At 36.5% G+C, this 18,847-nt stretch carries 18 protein-coding genes, 1 other RNA gene and 1 pseudogene; 7 read left to right on the forward strand and 13 right to left on the reverse strand.

Going from position 1 to position 18,847, the window contains the following annotated elements:
* Nucleotides 1-3 precede the first annotated feature (3 nt).
* The 6 genes and pseudogenes from DESTER_RS04090 to DESTER_RS04115 all read right to left on the reverse strand — a co-directional run bounded on the left by DESTER_RS04090 (nucleotide 4) and on the right by DESTER_RS04115 (nucleotide 5,725).
* On the reverse strand, nucleotides 4-453 hold the full coding sequence (locus DESTER_RS04090) for a GatB/YqeY domain-containing protein (RefSeq protein ID WP_013638391.1): 450 nt from the start codon (nucleotides 451-453) through the stop codon (nucleotides 4-6).
* Between the two features lie 22 nt (nucleotides 454-475).
* Nucleotides 476-700 (reverse strand): 30S ribosomal protein S21, encoded by a 225-nt coding sequence (gene rpsU / locus DESTER_RS04095; protein ID WP_013638392.1) that lies wholly within the window; start codon nucleotides 698-700, stop codon nucleotides 476-478.
* Nucleotides 700-1,831: pseudogene (locus DESTER_RS04100) on the reverse strand (IS481 family transposase). Before DESTER_RS04100 ends, rpsU begins: the two are co-directional and overlap by 1 nt.
* 62 nt (nucleotides 1,832-1,893) lie before the next feature.
* On the reverse strand, nucleotides 1,894-2,874 hold the full coding sequence (locus tag DESTER_RS04105) for an IS5-like element ISDeth1 family transposase (RefSeq protein WP_013638394.1): 981 nt from the start codon (nucleotides 2,872-2,874) through the stop codon (nucleotides 1,894-1,896).
* Nucleotides 2,875-2,911: 37 nt separating this feature from the next.
* On the reverse strand, nucleotides 2,912-4,354 hold the full coding sequence (locus DESTER_RS04110) for a leucyl aminopeptidase (RefSeq protein ID WP_013638395.1): 1,443 nt from the start codon (nucleotides 4,352-4,354) through the stop codon (nucleotides 2,912-2,914).
* 183 nt (nucleotides 4,355-4,537) lie between these two features.
* Nucleotides 4,538-5,725, reverse strand: coding sequence for an RNA-guided endonuclease InsQ/TnpB family protein (locus DESTER_RS04115; protein WP_244829509.1), 1,188 nt, complete (start codon nucleotides 5,723-5,725; stop codon nucleotides 4,538-4,540).
* Nucleotides 5,726-5,816: 91 nt separating this feature from the next.
* Here DESTER_RS04115 and DESTER_RS04120 point away from each other — a divergent pair, with 91 nt between their 5' ends.
* Nucleotides 5,817-6,485: a thioredoxin fold domain-containing protein gene (locus tag DESTER_RS04120; protein ID WP_013638397.1), complete on the forward strand. Its 669-nt coding sequence runs from the start codon at nucleotides 5,817-5,819 to the stop codon at nucleotides 6,483-6,485.
* Between the two features lie 22 nt (nucleotides 6,486-6,507).
* Here the strand turns inward: DESTER_RS04120 and ssrA are convergent.
* The 7 genes from ssrA to lysS all read right to left on the reverse strand — a co-directional run bounded on the left by ssrA (nucleotide 6,508) and on the right by lysS (nucleotide 13,831).
* Nucleotides 6,508-6,860, reverse strand: a transfer-messenger RNA (tmRNA) gene (gene ssrA, locus DESTER_RS08170).
* A 105-nt stretch (nucleotides 6,861-6,965) separates the two neighbouring features.
* Nucleotides 6,966-8,162 (reverse strand): methionine adenosyltransferase, encoded by a 1,197-nt coding sequence (locus tag DESTER_RS04130; RefSeq protein ID WP_013638398.1) that lies wholly within the window; start codon nucleotides 8,160-8,162, stop codon nucleotides 6,966-6,968.
* Between the two features lie 75 nt (nucleotides 8,163-8,237).
* Nucleotides 8,238-9,239, reverse strand: coding sequence for a lipopolysaccharide heptosyltransferase II (waaF, locus tag DESTER_RS04135; RefSeq protein WP_013638399.1), 1,002 nt, complete (start codon nucleotides 9,237-9,239; stop codon nucleotides 8,238-8,240).
* Nucleotides 9,240-9,295: 56 nt separating this feature from the next.
* Nucleotides 9,296-10,522 (reverse strand): tyrosine--tRNA ligase, encoded by a 1,227-nt coding sequence (gene tyrS / locus DESTER_RS04140; RefSeq protein WP_013638400.1) that lies wholly within the window; start codon nucleotides 10,520-10,522, stop codon nucleotides 9,296-9,298.
* Nucleotides 10,519-11,016 (reverse strand): N-acetyltransferase, encoded by a 498-nt coding sequence (locus DESTER_RS04145; RefSeq protein ID WP_013638401.1) that lies wholly within the window; start codon nucleotides 11,014-11,016, stop codon nucleotides 10,519-10,521. Before DESTER_RS04145 ends, tyrS begins: the two co-directional genes overlap by 4 nt.
* A gap of 2 nt (nucleotides 11,017-11,018) precedes the next feature.
* Nucleotides 11,019-12,245 carry an ABC transporter permease gene (locus DESTER_RS04150; RefSeq protein ID WP_013638402.1) on the reverse strand — a complete coding sequence of 409 codons (1,227 nt, stop codon included), beginning with the start codon at nucleotides 12,243-12,245 and terminating at the stop codon, nucleotides 11,019-11,021.
* Nucleotides 12,246-12,292: 47 nt separating this feature from the next.
* Nucleotides 12,293-13,831 (reverse strand): lysine--tRNA ligase, encoded by a 1,539-nt coding sequence (gene lysS / locus DESTER_RS04155; RefSeq protein WP_013638403.1) that lies wholly within the window; start codon nucleotides 13,829-13,831, stop codon nucleotides 12,293-12,295.
* Nucleotides 13,832-13,966: 135 nt separating this feature from the next.
* Between lysS and DESTER_RS04160 the strand changes: the two genes are divergently transcribed.
* The 6 genes from DESTER_RS04160 to rlmB are packed head-to-tail and all read left to right on the forward strand — an operon-like array spanning nucleotide 13,967 to nucleotide 18,841.
* A complete protein-coding gene (locus DESTER_RS04160) occupies nucleotides 13,967-14,749 on the forward strand; it encodes an MlaE family ABC transporter permease (protein WP_013638404.1) in 783 nt (260 codons plus the stop codon).
* A complete protein-coding gene (locus DESTER_RS04165) occupies nucleotides 14,746-15,519 on the forward strand; it encodes an ABC transporter ATP-binding protein (protein ID WP_013638405.1) in 774 nt (257 codons plus the stop codon). The genes DESTER_RS04160 and DESTER_RS04165 overlap by 4 nt, the downstream gene beginning before the upstream one ends.
* Complete coding sequence (locus tag DESTER_RS04170) at nucleotides 15,512-17,098, forward strand: MlaD family protein (protein WP_013638406.1); 1,587 nt, start codon at nucleotides 15,512-15,514, stop codon at nucleotides 17,096-17,098. Before DESTER_RS04165 ends, DESTER_RS04170 begins: the two co-directional genes overlap by 8 nt.
* Nucleotides 17,095-17,712 carry an imidazole glycerol phosphate synthase subunit HisH gene (gene hisH, locus DESTER_RS04175; protein WP_013638407.1) on the forward strand — a complete coding sequence of 206 codons (618 nt, stop codon included), beginning with the start codon at nucleotides 17,095-17,097 and terminating at the stop codon, nucleotides 17,710-17,712. The genes DESTER_RS04170 and hisH overlap by 4 nt, the downstream gene beginning before the upstream one ends.
* A gap of 11 nt (nucleotides 17,713-17,723) precedes the next feature.
* Entirely contained in the window at nucleotides 17,724-18,128 is a 405-nt protein-coding gene (gspG, locus tag DESTER_RS04180; protein ID WP_013638408.1) for a type II secretion system major pseudopilin GspG, read from the forward strand.
* Nucleotides 18,128-18,841 carry a 23S rRNA (guanosine(2251)-2'-O)-methyltransferase RlmB gene (gene rlmB / locus DESTER_RS04185; protein WP_013638409.1) on the forward strand — a complete coding sequence of 238 codons (714 nt, stop codon included), beginning with the start codon at nucleotides 18,128-18,130 and terminating at the stop codon, nucleotides 18,839-18,841. The genes gspG and rlmB overlap by 1 nt, the downstream gene beginning before the upstream one ends.
* Nucleotides 18,842-18,847 lie beyond the last annotated feature (6 nt).

The following is an 18,847-nucleotide window of genomic DNA, read 5'->3' on the forward strand; positions in this document are numbered from 1 at the left end:
TCATCAGCCGTTTGCAAGCATCTCTCTAACGATTTTATTAACAACAGAACCGTCAGCTCTACCTTTGACTTTGGGCATAACGTGTTGCATCACTTTTCCGATATCCTTCGGTGAAGAAGCTCCTGTAGCTTCGATGGCTTCCTTGACGAGCTCTCTTATTTCCTCTTCGCTCATCTGCTTTGGAAGATAAGACTCAACTACAGCCAATTCAGCCTTCTCTTTCTCTACCAGATCCTGCCTTCCGCCCTTTTCGTACATCTCAATGGCTTCTTTTCTCTGCTTTGCGTACTTCATGAGGAGCTGGATGATCTCGTCGTCTGTGAGCTCTCCTCTTTTCTCAATTTCAGCGTTCTTAATTAGAGAGTTAATCATTCTGATCGTAGAGAGCCTTACTTTATCCTTGGCTCTCATAGCCTCTTTCATATCCTGAAGGAGCTGCGCTTTCAGTCCCATTAATTACCTCTATTAACCTCTATTACTTTTTCTTCTTGCCTTTTGGTGGAAGAAGACCGCGTTTCTTGAGAGCCTTGATAAGTCTCTTTCTTGCAGCCATTGCTTTTCTCTTCCTCTTTTCGCTTGGCTTCTCGTAGTACTCTCTTCTCTTGATTTCCGTAAGTATACCTTCTTTTTCGCAGAGTTTCTTAAATCTCTTTAGTGCTTTTTCAAATGGCTCTCCATCGCGGACGTAAACTGTTGCCATTAAGCATCGCCTCCTTTTATTTTGGTTTTACGCTGGCAAATTATAGTCCTTTTAGACTCTAATAGCAAGTTCATGTTCGAGTTCAATACATGGTGGACACCTTGATGACTTCTAATATAGTCCTCAAACTTCTCAGCGGGAGTCTTGTAATTTAAAGAGTGATGGGGTCTAAGAAAGTTGTAAATCTTTAAATACTCAAAAAGTTTTTTATTCATCTCATCAACAGTCGGTTCTGTTCCTTCTATCATCCATAGTTCACTTTCTGTCGTTTGAATAAACCTTTCTACATGCGCATTAGTCTTGGGAGATTTCGGATAACTAAAGTAGTGTTCTATCCCTTTTCTTTTAAGATATTCGTCTAACTCCCCTAAAAATTCGCTCCCGTTATCCGTTTGAACTTTCTCTATCTTGAAGGGAAGAAATTTTTCAAGTTCTTCAAAAAACCTTCTTCCGCTCCTGCTGCTTTTTGTAGAATAAACCTTGGCAAATGCTATTCGGGTGAACTTGTCTATTGCCGTGAACTGGTAAAAGGTTTTACCGCACCAGTAGAGGTATTTAACGTCCATGAGGATTGTTCCTGGTTTGTCTGCTCTTAGTCCTTTTCTGGTGCGGTTCTTTTTCCCTTTCTGTTTCTTCCTCTTGTAGGTACTTTTTAGTTTCCAGGTTCTTTCTATTAGTCCGTGTCTTTTGAGAGTTCTGTAAACTGTAGAGGATGATATTTTTACATTTAGGTATCTTTCCATGAAGGCTGCTATCTTTTCTTTGCTCCAGGTTAGGGAATTTTTCCCTTATTGTGACGATGATGTGTTCTATTTCAGGTTCTATTTGTGGTTGTCTTACTTTATGAGGTCTTTTGCTTCTGTCTTGGAGTCCTTCTATCCCGTACTTGTCGTATCTTTTTTTCCACTTGTAGAAGGTTGTTGGACTGATGCCAAAGTATCTGCATGTTTTTCTGGCGTTGCCTGTTTTGTGGTAGTACTCTATCCATTTGAGTCTCCTTTTAACGTTTCTGTCTTTTGTTAGGTCAAGTTTCTTTTTTACTCTTCTTCCTTCTTTCAGGGTTTCTTTGAATGCTGTATTTGTGCTTGATATATGGAGGGATGTTCCTTTGAATCTTTTCAATTGTTTCATCGGTGGACACCTCCTTGTGGTATTCAAAGGTTATTGTAGGGTGTCCACCTTCTATCTGAACTTCAACAGTTCATATTCGAGAGTGTTTGAAAAATCATCCAGACAAAGAACAAAACTCCCATGTTAAAGAGGATAAACTTAGCTAAAACAAACAGTTGAGCTATATGAAAGCTCTTTGTTCTCTCGTAACTTCCAACATCCTGCTTAACTTCTCCAAAAATACTCTCTATCAGTCCTCTAAACCTGTAAATTTCATCAGATTCTAAAAGCTCTTTGCATTTAAGCCTAATCTCAGATTTAATTCCCTTCCTTAATGTTTCTCTCACCTTTATGTAAGGCTTTAAGCCTACTAACAGAACAAGCTCAATAAACTTAATGCTGTCATAAGCTTTGTCTCCTAAAAATGGCTTTCCTTTCAAAGCTCTCCATATAAATCCCCTTTCGTTTAACCACCTAACTATTTTCTCTCCAAGTTTCACTTCCGAAGCGTAACTCTCTCCAGGTAATGCAGTAAGAATGAACCTTTTTCCATCTTTTAGATGAACGCTTAATACAACAACTTTAACGTGGCTTTTTACCTCCTTTATCTCTTTGCCTCTTAGAATTTTCAATGGATAAATCTCATTGTATTTGAAGCCAGTTCCATCTATTATCAGAAATCTTAGTTCTTTATGATACTTCCCTAAGAGTCTTCGAGAGACAAAGTTCAGAAAATCTACAAGGAGAATGGAAGGTAGTTGCTTGAGTCGGTAATAATAGGTTGAAAAATCAGGAATATTCTCTCTTCCAAATATCTGAACTGCCAAATATTCAAGGTCTCTGAATGATAGGTTCCAGGCTACTTGGAGGAAAAGAAGGGTAAGAATTATCTCGTCAGGGTATTTCTTGGGTCTTCCTCTTTTGGTTTTAAAAGGATATAAATATACCAGTACAGCCTGTCCTCTCCGGTTCATGTATGTTTTTGATAGGTTGAGTACTTTGTGGAAATTTAGTCTTTTCGCTTTCATACCGGAGAGGATAGGCTTTTTTCTTAATTTTGGCAATTTTCAAACACCCTCAGTTCATATTCAAACTTAACAACTAATTTTCCAAAACTATATATTCAACGACAGTTCTTACAGGCTGTCCTGTAGCTCCTGGAGAATAATATTTCCATTCCTTATCAAGAAATGCAGGACCTGCAATATCAATGTGAGCCCAAGATTTTACTTTTTCAAAATCAACAAAGTTCTGTAAAAAGAGAGCAGCTGTTATTGCTCCACCGTATCTTGTCTTTCCAACGTTTTGAAGGTCAGAATATGCTCCTTTAATATCTTCTTTTAGATCTTCATCTAATGGCATTCTCCACATTTTCTCGCCGGTTTCAGCTGATAGTTTAAGGAAAGTATTTGCCAGTTTATCATCATTTGTAAAAAGTCCTGAAGTATAGTATCCAAGAGCAACTACACAGGCCCCAGTTAATGTTGCCATATCAATCATTACATCTGGTTCAAGTTCAGAACCGTAAATAAGAGCATCTGCCAGTATAAGCCTTCCTTCAGCATCTGTAGAGTGGATTTCAACGCTTTTTCCATTCTTATAAACAATAATATCGTCAGGTCTATAAGCCTTTCCACCTGGCATATTTTCAACGGTCGGAATAAGAGCATGAATTTCCACATCTGGTTTTAGTTCTCCAACTGCTTTCATTATTCCAAGAACTGCACAAGCACCAGCTTTATCTGATTTCATCGTTTTCATAAACTGTTCTGGTTTTATGTTAAGTCCACCACTATCAAAGGTTACACCTTTCCCAACGATTGCAATTTTCTTTTTAGGATTTTTAGGTTTGTAAGTTATATGAATAAATCTAGGAGGATTTTTACTTCCCTTTCCTACTGTAAGAATTCCAAACATTTTGTTCTTTTCTAGTTCCTTTTCCTTAAAAACTTTGCACTTGAAACCGTACTTTTCGGAAAGCTCCTTTGCGATTTCTGCAAGCTTTTCAGGAGTTACTACATTTCCTGGTTCATTTACTATATCTCTTGTAAAGTTTGCAGCTTCAGCCAAGACATAACCAGATTCAAAATCTTTTTTATACTCTTTTTCACCAGCAACAGTTACTTTTTCTAACTCAAACTTTTCTTCTTCTTTACTTTTGTACTTATTGAAAGAATAATTGCCAAGTACAATTCCTTCTGCAAGAGCTTTTGCAGCTTTCTCTTTTAGTTTGTCCACACCAAAAAGTTCAAAGACTACTTTTTTAGCTTTTATTCTCTTTGCACTCTTTATTCCTTTTGCTGCTGCAAGTCTTACAACGTCAGTCTTAAGCTCAGTCTTTTTACCAAGCCCTACATAGATTAAAGTTTTAAAGTTTTCTGTACCGGGAACAGTTACAACTTCTCCTAACTTACCTGAAAAACTTAAGCTTTTAAGCTGGGCTACTTCTTCTTTTGTAAGATTTTTTAATCCTTCATAAACTCCAATTACAAGAGCATCTCCTTTTTTGTTGGCAGGAAGTTCATGAGTGTATGTTATTTTCATTTCTTGCCTCCTCTTTTAAAAATTTCTGTTTTATCAAAACCAGTTTAATTATAAACTTTAAAGCCAAAATAGCCACAGGAAAAGTATAGGTTAAAATATTCTTGAAAAGAATTTATCTATAGTTAGTCACAATGGAGATAGAGTCAACTACTCCTCCCTGACGGAAGGAGCTTGTAGCTGATGCTACCAGGTAGCACCGCTACATTGGGACGGTTGACAGCGCCCCACTGGGAGGGATATACCACTCCCAGTCCCGACTTCTCCTCTTTGGAGAGAAGCCAGATAGTTTTTAACTATGTTCCTGCTGGCGTTAAGGTCAGCGTTAAGGGAGTAACTACAATGTTTGCAGACAAAGTGAGACTGGTCAATTCGGTTAGAACGAGAAATGTGTCCGCATCTGCTACACTTTTGAGAGGTGTAGCGTGCATCTACATAGACCACTCTTATTCCCTTAGCTTGAGCTTTATACTCTATAAACTGCTGGAGCTGTGCAAAGTTCCAGCTGTGTATCCAGCGTCTATTTTGCTTGTTAACCTTAATCCTTTTCCTGATTCCTTTGAGCTTCTCAAGGACAATTACTCCACCAGCAGGAACAAGGCTAACTATCTCCTTTGCTATCCTATGGTTAATAGCAGTCCGAAACCGTTTCTCCTTCTGGGAAAGTGTCTTGAGGTGCCTCTTTGCAGAAGGAGTGCCTTTGGACTGCAATCTCTTGCGAAGTGCAAAATATCTTTCGGAAACTGCCCTTATGTGTCCCCCATCAAAGAACTTGTTAATTTTTCCGTCAGGAGTAGAAACTACCGCAAGGTTACGGAGACCAAGGTCAACTCCGACAAAGTAGTTAACAGGTTCTACATCGGGGAATTCCTTTTCACAGGTAATGTTGAGAAAGAACTTTTTAAGTCTCTTGTCATACTTGAGATTCGCAGAAGTAACTCTCCAGTCAAGGTATTGCTTGAAGTAATCAGGAACTTTTACCTTAAACTTCTGTCTTCCTTTAACGGTAGCGAGGGAGACTTCTTCTCTTTCCAGCCAAACAGTATAGGAACGCCTATCATAACGGATAGCAGGATTGTTGCTCTGAGGACATTTGCTTTTGAGTCCTTTCTTCTTTCTCTTGATTGCAGATTTGAGGCTTTCAGTAGCTACAACCCTTGCAGAAATAACGAGTTGAGAAGGGAGAGAGGTTTTTTCTCTTACCGTGTAATAGGTAAGTTTGTGGAGCTCAATCCCGTTCCAAGTTTTTGCACTCCAACCAACTTTACAAGTATAGTTGTAGGCAAACTTATACTGCTCAATGGTTTCAAGGAGTGTTTGTTTCTGTTCTTCAGTAGGTTTAAGAACAAGTTTAAGAGTGCGTTGCAGTTTCATATTCATATATTACTTCAATACCTGCAAACTTTCAAGTGCGGTCTCTTCCTCTCCCTGACGGAAGGGGTCTCCAACCGCAAGGAGGAAAAAGATGAAAAGTATTATAGCCATAATGATAATGATTTTCTCGTTTTATAACTCAGTAGCACAGGAATGTCCCAGTTTTTCAGAAGCACAGGCTATACTTAATAGAACACTAAAGACACCTTTAACTATTAAAGAAATTAAAAATCTGAAAAGCTTTTCCGCTTGCAAAATTTCTACACATGAAGGAGAAACCTTCTTTTTATCCCATGATAAAAGGTTTCTAATAGAAGGAATTTTGTTAAAGATTCCTTCTTTTGTCCTTTCTTTTAAAGACTATGGCATTTTAAAAAGGAACGTTCTTTTTTCTATTGGAAGTGGTAAAGAGATAATTGTCCTTACTAATCCTTTATGTAAAGCTTGCCAAGAAAATAAGCAAAAATTAACTAAATTGGCAAAAAAATTCCGTTTAAGCTTTGTAATGGTCGGTTTTAGCAAAAAGGAAATAGCCGCTGCTTCTAACGCGGTTTGTAAGAAAAAAAATATTAATGATCTCTTTAGTTTAGAAGAAAATCTAGATGTATGTGATACAGGAAAACTAAAGGTTTGGACAGTTTCAGATATCTTGAGAAGATATGGAATAACAGGAACTCCTGTTTTTGTTTTTCCAGATAGAAAAGTAGCAGTTGGTATTAGTGATTTTGAAAGAATGCTAACCAAGTTCACACTTCACTAATCACTTTTTTCTCTTTATTTGTTGGTGGAGGTGGCGGGATTCGAACCCGCGTCCGGAGATGCGGTTCAGGTAGCTTCTACACGCTTAGCCTGTGTTTTGCTTTCTCACTCCAGGGTTAGCCCACAGGCAGGCGCCCTGGAGCCAGCCTTCTCTTTTCTCGGCTACCACCTCGAAGGCGAAGGTGGTAACCCAGCCCATCTCTCTGGCGCCCTACCCGGAACCGATGGGCTAAGCTCCGGGGGACGTCGCTGCGTTAATTAGGCAGCGAGAGCAAGTTCTTCGTTGGCAACTATCTTGGGTGCCTTTTTTACGAGGTTGGCTCCTCGGCGTGCCACTACCTGAACCTTTGCATCCCCGTCGAAACCAGTCACCCCCGTATTCTACTGTCCAAAACTAAATATATGCTCGATTTGCAAATTTACAAAAAATATAAAACCCTCCCTAAATAGGGAGGGTTAGAAGATAGAAATACAAATCTAATTAATAAACTGTTATTTCCTCTTCAACAAGTTTTTTCCAAGTATTTTTCATCTCAGAGAGGCAGTCCTTAACGATAGTATCTATTCTTGATTGGAAACTTTCAGGTTTTTCAGAAGTTCTTATCTTTACATCAACAGCAAGCGGTTCATTAACAGGTTTACCAATCTGACTAACCATATAGCAGTAAGCTTCTTCTATTTCAGGAATATTTTCAATAACAGCTTTGGCTATCTCGTTTGCCGTAATGTTATAAAGTTTTCCAACATGAGTTATTGGATTCTTACCGGCTGCAGCCTCAAGACTCATAGGTCTATATGGAGTAATAAGACCATTTACTCTGTTACCTCTTCCTACTTCTCCATCATCACCAGCTTCTGCAGAAGTTCCTGTAACAGTTATATAAACGTTTTGGTTTTCTATGTCGTCGCCTGTATTAACGTATATTTGAACTTCTCTATTTGTAAACTTAGTAGCTACATCATAGGCAATTTTCCTAACGTTTTCTCTTTTTTCAACGTAGTCATTAATATCTTTGATATATCTATCAACAAACGCACAGGCAATCGTTACCTTTATTGTTTCGCCAATTCTAACTCCCATTACCTTAATATCTTCCCCGAGCTCAGGGTGTATTTTCTTCAATTCTTTACTATTAAGCTTTTTTTCAATGTGATAAACAACATTTTCTACTTCATCAAAAGGTGCATAACCAACACCAAAAGAAGTGTCATTAGAAAGAGGAACGCCTTCCTTTAACTGTCTCATATAAATGTCTACAAGATCTACAGAACCAGGTCTAATGTAAGTGTATATTCTTACATCTTTTTCAGGATCTATAGCATGGATATTTTCTCTCAACCATTTCTTTGCACTTTCTACTGCCAATTCTTCTACAGGGATTTTCACTCCCTTATATTCTTTAATAGCTCTACCGGACAGAAAAATCTCTATAGGTTCTGTTACTTCTCCTCCCATGAACTTAGGAATTGCACTTCCACCAACTAAAAGATTTTTATCAACGTTGTGATGGAGAACAAAACCAAACTTTTCGTAGTAGAACTTACAGAGCTCTGCGGAAAGCTTTTCTGCAAGAGCATCACATATTGTGTCTGGGTGGCCAAGCCCCTTTCTTTCTACAATCTCAATCTCAGCACCATTGACTGGCTGAGTGTCCAGAGGAGTAACACGTATGTTCATTTAACTGCCTCCTGCAAATGAATTTGGATTAGAGAAATATATCATCAATTTTCAAAAATTGGGAAAATGAAAATATTACTTTTTAAGTAAATTTTCAGCTTTTTCTATAACAATTTCCGGTTTTAGATTTTTCATGCACCTAAAGTGACCTTCTGGACACCTTCTCCCACCATGAATTCCACATGGACGGCAGTATAAGTCAATTTCTGCAACTACTCCTTTATCTTTATTATAAGGATAAAAACCAAAATCTTTTACTGTTGCTCCAAAAACTGCAACAACAGGAATATTAAAACAACTTGCAACGTGAACAGGCGAAGAATCGTTAGAAATAAGTAGCTGTGCTTCTTTTATAACTGAAAAGAATTCTCTCAGTGTCGTTTTTCCACATAGATTAATAGTTCTCTTTTCTGCTATTTCATGAACTTTTGTACAAGGTTCCAAATCACTTTTTGAGCCTACTAAAACAACATTTTTTCCTTTTTTTAGGAAGTACTTAGCAACTTCTCCATAATACTCTGAAAGCCACATTTTTGTTTTCCATACTGAGCCTGGGGCAAGAACTATGTAGTCTTTTTTCAAGTTAAATTTTTCAAGAGTTACTTTTGATTCAGAATTAGATATTGGGAGTTCTGGCTTTTTATCTACAACAACAGAAAACTCATCTTTTAAAGGCAATAACAGATCGAGATTCCTATCAATTTCATGAACTTCCTTACCCTGTCTATATTTAACTCTATCAGTGTAAAGAAAACTAAACCCTGAAGTATTAAAACCTATTCTTCTTTTTATCCTGGACAAGAAAAGAAGTAGTGAAGTTCTATGAGAACGATGAGGAGAAATTACAAGATCAAAATTCTTTTCTTTTAAAAGTCTTGAAAATTTTAAAAAACCTTTCTTATTGTAAGAGATAATCTCTGACACATAGGAAAACCCTTGAAATACACTTTCAAAACCTTTTCTAACAACTATAGAGACATTAGCTTCTGGAAAACTCTTCTTTATAGACTTTATTAAAGAAGAAGTAAGAATCAAATCTCCTAAGAATGCCGTTTGAAAGATAAGAATGTTTCTCAACCTTCCCTCTTAAAGTTAACTATGCACGGGGTAATCCCCGCGCATACAGCTAAATTTTAGTTTTCAGATGTAATTGTTACTTTTTCAGGCTTTATTCTTGCAAATCTTCTCTTTCCTACTTGAAGGATAAATTCCTTCTTTAAGACGTCTATTTTTAAGTTTTCGTCTGTTATTTTTTCACCGTCTATTCTTACACCACCACCTTTAATTTGTCTTCTTCCTTCAGATGTTGATTTTACAAGACCTGCTTCCTTAAGAAGTCTTGGAAGCCATACTGGATTCTCCGGTATGGAAATTTCCGGCTCTGGTATTTCTTCTGGGAGCTCTCTTTTAGAAAAAACTCTTTCAAAATGCTCTCTTGCCTTTCTTGCGGCATCTTCACCGTGAAAAGTTCTAACTATTGTTTCTGCCAATCTTTTCTTTGCTTCCATTGGGTGAAGTTTTCCTTCTCTAACTGCCTTTTCCATTTCTTCTATTTCTTCTTCTGAAACTCTTGTAACAAGTCTATAGTAGCGCCACATTAGTTCATCTGAAATTCTCATAACTTTTCCAAATTGTTCTTCAGGAGGCTCCAAGATTCCTATGTAATTTCCAAGAGATTTGCTCATCTTCTGCACGCCATCGAGTCCTTCTAAGATTGGCATCATTATGCAAGTTTGTTCTTCCTGCCCAAATTCTCTTTGAAGATGTCTTCCAATAAGTAAGTTGAACTTTTGATCGGTTCCTCCCAACTCAACATCTGCTTTTAGTGCTACTGAATCGTAACCTTGTAAAAGAGGATATATAAATTCATGAATATGGATAGACCTTCCTTCCTTAAATCTCTTAGAAAAATCGTCCCTTTCTAGCATTCTTGCTACAGTATATTTAGATGAGAGTTTTATAAGGTCTGTAGCTGTCATTTTATCAAGCCATTCACTGTTGAAAACAACTACTGTTTTTTCCGGATCAAGTATTTTAAAGACCTGTTGAGCATAGGTTTCAGCATTCTTTAAAACTTCTTCTTTTGTAAGAGGAGGTCTTGTTTCAGACTTTCCTGTTGGATCTCCAATCATTGCAGTGAAGTCACCAATAAGAAAATAGACTTTGTGTCCAAGCTCCTGAAAATCCCTTAATTTCCAAAGAAGAACTGTATGTCCAAGATGTAAGTCCGGCGCTGTTGGATCAAATCCAGCTTTTACGTAAAGAACTTTCTTCTCTTTAAGCTTTTTAAGAAGTTCATTTTCACCAATTATTTCTGCAGTTCCTCTTTTTATAATCCTAAGCTGTTCCTCTGGTGTCATTGTTCCCTCTCTCCTTTGAGAATTTCTATTTCCATTGCTGTTTCATCACAGTTTGGAAACTTAACACAGTTTATACAATCTCTCCAAATCTTATGGGGAAGGGAGTTTTTATCTATTACCTTAAATCCTAACTTCTCAAAAAACCTTACTTGATAAGTCAGTGTAAAAACTCTCCCTATTCCGAATTCTTTGGCTTCTTCCAAGGTTTTTTTTACAAGAGCTGTGCCTATACCTCTTTTTAAGTGCTTCGGATCAACTGCAAGAGAGCGAACTTCTGCAAGGTCATTCCAGAAAATAGTTAGAGCACATACTCCAAGAATTTTTCCACTTTCTTCATAAACCCAAAAATCTCTGATGTGTTCGTAAATACTGTTAATAGAACGAGGAAGCATAAGCCCTTGCTTAGCATACTCGTTTATAAGAAACTGTATTCTTTCTGCATCTTTCATCCTTGCCTTTCTTAGAATACCTTTAACTTTCTTTTGTTTTTCCAATTTTAGTTTTCTCCCATTCTCAAGACTTTAACAGGTTCTGTTTTTGCAGCTTTTCTTGCAGGGTAGATAGTAGCAAGAACACTTATCAGTATAGCTGATACTGCAGCAACTATACAGTCTGAAATATGGAGTTTAAATGGAAGATGGTCAATGTAATAGACATCAGGAGGAAGAGGAATAAGCTTATACTTTTCTCCTAAAATAGATACTCCAATTCCTATTACCTCACCGACAATTGTTCCAATTACACCAATTATAAACCCTTGCAGAATAAAAACCTTTAAAATGAAACTATCAAGAGCTCCTACGGTTTTAAGTATGGCTATATCTCTTGCTCTTGCATTTACGTTCATCATCAGTAAGCTTGATATATTAAAAGAAGCAACTATGACTATAAGTGTCAAAATTAAAAACATGGCAAGTTTTTCCAACTTTAAAGCTGAAAAAAGACTCTTATTAAGGCTTATCCAGTCCTGAGCTATAAATTCATTACCTAAGGTCTCTTCTATTTTTCTCTCGACTATCTTTGCATTTTCGGGATCATCAAGCTTTACCATTATTCCTGTTACGATATTTCCAAGGCCAAACTTTTTTCTAACTTCGTCTATATGAGCTAAAATAAGTCCTGAATCAAATTGATACATCCCAACTTCAAATATTCCTACAACTTTAAAGGAAGCGGTTCTTGGAATAATTCCAAAGGGAGTTTTTCTTCCCATTGGAGAAAGGAGAGTTATCCTATCTCCAATTGTAATTCCTAAGTTGTCTGCTAATATCCTACCAACTACTACTCCGTCTTTTGTATTTTCAAATAGTTGCCAATCTCCTAAAATTAGTTTGCGAGGTATATCTGTAACTGTAGGTTCTTTTTTGGGATCACAACCTCTTAAAGAAGCTCCTGAAGCGTAAGAAATGTCAGTTGATGATGCCATGACAGGAATATGTATAAAAGGTTCTGTTCCTTTTACATGAGAAAGTTCTTTTATCTTTCTTTCGGCATAGTCGTACTCATAAAAAGCCCCGCTTTTTTTCATTACAATGATATCTGCGTTACTTGAAAGGAGTTTTTCTTTTATAGCGTCCTGAAATCCCGTCATTACGGAGTTTACTATTATCAAAGCTGCTACACCAACAACAACACCTAATATAGCAATAAAGAGGGCAAAGGAAAGATAACCTTTCTTTAGTTTTAGTCCTCTAAGAGATAACCATCTAACAAGTTGGTTCATAACGTGTTTTTCTCCAAAAATTATAGGGGGAAAGTCCCCCTTAATACTTAGTTTGAGTCTTTAGTTTCTTCTACGTGGTGCTTCTTTTCCGGTCTTAGCTGAGGGAAAAGCAAAACTTCTCTAATTGAATCTTTATCTGTAAAGAGCATTACGAGTCTATCAATTCCTATTCCTTCTCCAGCCGTTGGAGGCATTCCGTACTCAAGAGCTGTTATAAAGTCTGCATCGTATTCCATTGCTTCGTCGTCACCTTTTGCCTTTTCTTCAAGCTGTTGTCTAAATCTTGCTTCCTGTTCCTCTGGGTTATTAAGCTCTGTGTAAGCGTTAGCAATTTCTCTACCAAAGATAAAAAGCTCAAATCTTTCAACAAGCTCAGGGTTTCCTCTTTTTTCTTTTGCAAGCGGAGATATTGCTTTAGGAAAATCTATAACAAAGGTCGGTTGAATAAGCTCTGGTTCTATTAAGGCTTCAAAGAGCTCTTGAACTCTTTTAAAGTGGGAAAGTTTTTCTGCATTCTCAACTCCTACTTCCTTTGCTTTTTCAAGCACTTTTTCTTCATCGTGTAGGAGCTCGTCTTCTGTCAGACTTGTTTTCTTTGAGAGCTCTTCAAGATAGGAAATTCTCCTAAACGGTCTTTTGAAAGAGAGTTTAGTTCCTTGATACTCTATTTCTCTTGCTCCTTTACCGAAAATTTCGTCAAGCAAGTACTCAAAGAGCTCTTCAGTTAGTTCCATCAAATCGTTGTAATCTGCATAGGCCATATAGAACTCTACCATTGTAAACTCTGGGTTGTGTCTTGTACTAATTCCTTCATTTCTGAAGTTCTTTCCAAGCTCGTAAACTCTTTCAAAACCACCAACTAAAAGTCTTTTTAGATAAAGTTCAGGAGCAATCCTAAGATAAACATCTATGTCAAGAGCATTGTAATGAGTGATGAAAGGCTTTGCAGCTGCACCTGATGCTATCGGCTGCAAGATAGGAGTTTCAACCTCCATAAATCCTTTACTGTCTAAAAACTCTCTCAATTTCTTTATTATCTTTGTTCTTGTTCTAAAGATTTCTCTTACCTGAGGATTAACTATCAGATCAAGATATCTTTGTCTATATCTCTTTTCGACGTCTGTAAGACCGTGCCATTTTTCAGGCAAAGGTCTAAGAGATTTTGTTAAAAGTGTTATCTGGAAAGTTTCAAGAGTTAACTCTCCAGTTCGTGTTCTGAAAAGCTTTCCCTTAACTCCAACTATGTCACCTATATCAATTAATTTTTTGAAGATTTTGTTGTAAAACTCTTCTCCTACTAAATCTCTTCTAACGTAACACTGAATTTTTTCAGTTCCGTCCTGAATGTGGAAAAAAGCAGCTTTACCCATGACTCTCATAGAGACTATTCTTCCGGCAAGAGAAAATTCTTCCTCCGGTAATTGTTCTTTTTCTTTGTCTTCTCCTTCTTTATGTCTTCCAAATTTATCAAGGAGCTCTTTTGCAGTAGTTGTTACCTCGTACTTGTAAGCGTAAGGTTCATAGCCAAGCTCTTTTAGTCTTTCAATTTTCTCTTTTCTCTGTTCAACTATTCTTTCTTCAGCCATTTCTCTCTCCTTAGAGAATTTATGATAAGTTTGTGAATCAAAGTTTACAATTTTAACAAGGAGAAGGAAGAGGATGCTGATATAATTTAGGTAAATTTGATTAATCTGATATTAACAATATAGCGGAGTTTGAAATTGTTTAAGCTTTTAGAAGCTATCGGCAGAGTAACCATAAATTTCCTTGAGTTTTGGGGTAGTTGGCTAATTATTTCAGTAAAGGCAATAGTTCTTGCATTTAGAAAACCAATAAGATTCAAACATTATTTATATCAACTTGCTTCCATTGGAACAGGCTCTCTTCCTGTAATAGCAATTACATCTCTTTTTACTGGAGGTGTTATTGCTCTTGAAACGTACGAAGCTTTCCACAGGTTTAATGCTGAGTATATGATTGGAGGAGTTGTAGCAATATCTATGGCAAGAGAACTTGGACCTGTTCTAACTGCTCTTCTTATCACAGCAAGATCTGGTTCTGCTATGGCTGCAGAAATAGGAACGATGAAAGTTACCGAGCAAATAGACGCACTTAGGATGATGGCAGTTAACCCAATAAAATACTTAATTACTCCAAGGGTTTATACATCGGTTATTGCTGTTACTCTTTTAACAATTATTTCTGACATTGTAGGTTATATTGGTGGTTATATCGTTAGTGTGGTTGTTTTCAACATCAATAAAACGCTTTATATCAGGTATACCCAAAATTTAGCAGAAATGAATGACGTCTATCATGGACTTATTAAAGCTGCCATTTTTGGATTTCTCATTGCAACTATAAGCTGTTTATACGGATACTTTACAAAAGGTGGAGCAAAAGGAGTAGGAGAATCCACAACTAAAGCAGTTGTAGTTTCTTCTATATCAATCCTCATATTTGACTATTTAATAACTTTTATTTTGAGGTTTTTTGACCTATGAAAGAAGTAATTATCGTTGAAAACTTAAAGAAATCCTTTGGAGAAAACGTTGTCCATGACGGAATTACATTTAGCGTTTACGATGGAGAAATTTTTGTAATTATGGGACCATCAGGAACAGGAAAAAGTGTTCTGCTAAAGCAAATTGCAGGTCTCATGAAACCAGATAGCGGAAAAGTTGTTGTATATGGAATGGACATTTTGAATCTTGATGAAGAGGAATTGGTTAGATTTCGTGAAACTTTGACTTATGTCTTTCAACATGGAGCTCTCTTTGATTCCCTTCCAGTATGGCATAACGTAGCTTTTTACCTAATTGAAAAGAAAGGAATTAAGGAAAAAGAAGCAAGAGAAAAGGCAAGATACTATCTTTCCCTTTTAGGACTTTCTGGTACAGAAGATCATTATCCATCTGAGCTTTCAGGAGGTATGAAAAAAAGAGTAGCCCTTGCAAGAGCTCTCTGTATGAACCCAAAGTGCATTCTTTTCGATGAACCGACTTCCGGACTTGATCCTGTTATGACTGTAATTTTTGATAGATTGATTCTTAGGTTGAAGAAGGAATTCAAAAAAACATGTATTGTAGTTACTCATGATGTTAACAGTGCTTTTAGAATTGCAGATAGAATCGCTATTCTCTGGAACGGAAAGATAGTTCAAATTGGAACTCCTGAAGAGATAAAACATTCCGAAAACCCTGTTGTCAAACAGTTCATCAATGGGGAACCGGAAGGACCTATAACCATAGCAATGGAGCAAGGAAATGGCTAAGAAACTAAGTCTTGAAGCAAAAGTAGGAGCCTTTGTAGTTTTAAGTTTTCTTGGATTAGGAGTAATTGCTACAACTTTAGAACCTTTAAAGTTTAAAAGAGGTATTTCAGAAAAACACTACTACATAAAGTTTAAAAACGTAGCAGGACTAGAGAAAGATGCTCCTGTAAGAGTCGCTGGAGTTACGGTTGGAAAAGTAATAGGCATAAAAGTAAAAGAAAACAGCGCCATTGTCGAGATTATTTTTTTAAAGCCTGTTAAGCTTTACAAAGATGCATCTGCACGAATAGAAACAATGGGACTTATGGGAGAAAAGTATGTAGAGCTTAATCCCGGTTCACCACTAAATCCAGAACTTCCTTCAGGAGCAGTAATTGAGAAGACACAGGATTCCCCATCAATAGATGAGCTTATAAGTGCTTTGTACGAGACTATTGAAAAGTTTAACAATGCCTTAATAACGCCTAATGGGGAAAACCGACTTGCCGTTATAATGGACAAGATTTCCCAGCTTACTTCTCACATTGATAAGGCTGTAAACAACCTAAACGGTATGATGGAAGAAAACAGAAAGACAATCAAGGAAGTTTTAGAAAATGCTCTTGTCCTTTCTTCTACTTTAAAAGAAGAACTTCCGCAAATTATGGATAATGTAAACTCTCTTACTACTCAGCTTTCAGAAATAGCCGTTGAAAATAGACAGGATATTAGAGAAACTATTGTTAGCCTTAGAGAAGTTTCAGAGAGAGCTCCAAAAATCGCAGAGAAAATAGACAAGTTAACATCTCAAATTCAAAAACTTTTAAATGAGGAAAACCTTCAAAACATTCAAGAGATAACGAAAAACCTAAAGAGCACATCGAAAGAGTTTAAAGAACTTCTTACAAAGGTTAATGAAGGAAAAGGAACAATTGGAAAACTCTTTAACGATGAAACTCTTTATAAAAATCTATCTAAAACTACTGAAACTCTTGGAAAGGTGGCAGATAAGTTTCAAACTACTAAAACTTTTATAGGATTTAGAGGAGATGTAAATACAAGAACTGGAGATACAAGAGGTATTTTATCTTTAAAAATACTTCCTGCAGAAGACCATTACTATCTATTAGAAGTTGTTGGAGATTCACAAGGAAAAGTAGACAAAAAAGATTACTACATAACATACGATGGTACAACGGAAAGAAGAGAGGAAATAGTAAAGAACTATAAGACAGAATTTACTCTACAGTATGCAAAAGTCTTTAACGATAAATGGCTCCATCCTGGAAGCAAGTTTGTTTTAAGAGGAGGACTTAAAGAAAGTACAGGAGGTATCGGATTAGACTACATATATAACGATAAGTATATGATTTTTTCTGACGTTTGGGATGCAGGAAGAAAAGAACTAGATGGAAAAACAATTCCTCCGCACCTTAGAATTGGCTTAAGGTACAATCTCAATAAAAACTGGTATCTATACTTTGGTGGAGATGAACTTCTATACCATAAATATAGAGGATTTTTCGTTGGTACAGGTGTTCTCTTTGGAGATGATGACTTAAAGTATCTGCTTGGTTCTATTCCAGGAGGGATAAAGTGATAGCAGTAATAGATTACGGAATGGGAAACCTTAGAAGTGTAAGCAAAGCTTTAGAGCATATTGGAGCAGACGTTGTTGTTACTGATGAACTACAAAAACTAAAAGACGCGAAAGGACTTGTTCTTCCGGGAGTTGGAGCTTTTAAGGACGCTGTGAGAAACCTTAAAGATAAAGGTCTTTGGGAAACTATTATACGCGAAGTTGAAAAGGGAAAACCTCTTTTGGGAATATGTCTTGGACTTCAACTTCTTTTTGAAAAGAGTTACGAATTTGGAGAAACTCAAGGTTTTGGATTCATAAAAGGAGGAGTTGTTAGGTTCGAACTTTCAAAGGAGTATAAAATTCCTCATATGGGCTGGAATCAAATTTATAAGAAGAAAGAATCTACTTTACTTGAAGGAATAAAGGAAGGAGAGTTTTTCTACTTTGTTCATTCTTTTTATGTAAAACCAAAAGATGAAAAGGTTAAGTTAACAGAAACAGATTATGGAATTTTCTTTACTTCTTCCATTGAAAAAGAAAATATTTTGGCCACTCAGTTTCATCCAGAAAAAAGTCAAAAAGCAGGTTTAAAGCTTCTTGAAAATTTTTATAGGTTTGTAAAAAAATATTAGGAGGCTTTTAGATGAGAAAAAGAAGGAAAGGATTTACTCTTATAGAACTAATGGTTGTTATTGTTATTTTAGGACTTCTTGCAGCTCTTGTTGCACCAAAATTTTTAAAAAGAGGAGAAGAAGCAAAAGTTACAACAACTGAAGTTCAAATGAAAAATATCGAACAGGCTTTAAAACTTTATAAACTTCACAACTCTTTCTATCCAACCACGGATCAAGGATTAAAAGCACTTGTAGAAAAACCACAGCAAGAACCTATTCCTAAAAACTGGAAAGGACCTTATTTAGAAAAAATCCCTAAGGATGCTTGGGGAAATAGTTTTATTTATGTTTCTGACGGCAAACATTTTACTCTTATTTCTCCTGGTCCTGATGGTGAAGAAGGAACAAAAGATGATTTAAAGGTTGGTGGATAATGGTTGTTTATGGAGTCAATCCTGTAGCTGAAGCTTTAAGGGCTGGATATCCAGTCTTAAAGATCTATGCTGAAAAAACTTTTAGAGATAGAGAAAAAATTCTTCCTTTTGCAAGAAAAAGGGGAATTAAGATAGTAAAGGTTGGAAAAAAGAAGCTTTTTGAACTTGCTAAAACTGAAAAACACCAAGGAATAGTTGCAGTTATTTCTCCTGTAGAACCAAAAGATTTTGAAGAACTCGTTCAAAGAGCTCTTGAAACTAATGGCTGTCTTCTTTTTCTTGATAGAATCGAAGACCCTCACAATCTTGGTGCAATTTTTAGATCAGCAGATGCATTTGGAGTAGCTGGAATAGTTCTTCCAAAGGATAGAAGTGCTACAATAACAAATACTGTTGTTAAAGCTTCTACCGGAGCTGTTTTTTACATTCCTTTTTCGATTGTTTCAAGTTTTAGATTAGCTCTTAAGAAATTCAAGGAAGCAGGTGGTTGGCTCATTGGGCTTGAATCTGGAGGCAAAAGTATAAGCAATTACTCCTTTCCATTTCCTTTAGGTCTTGTGGCTGGCTCTGAAGGGAAAGGACTATCTAAGACAACTCTCAAGCTACTTGACGATACTGTTACTATTCCAATGAAGGGACATGTTAACTCTTTAAATGTTTCAAATGCTGTTGCAATAGGACTATATTTAGTATCCCAACAACAGAGCAAGTAGGGAGGA

The sequence above is a fragment of the Desulfurobacterium thermolithotrophum DSM 11699 genome, from assembly GCF_000191045.1.
GTDB classification, from domain to species: domain Bacteria; phylum Aquificota; class Aquificia; order Desulfurobacteriales; family Desulfurobacteriaceae; genus Desulfurobacterium; species Desulfurobacterium thermolithotrophum.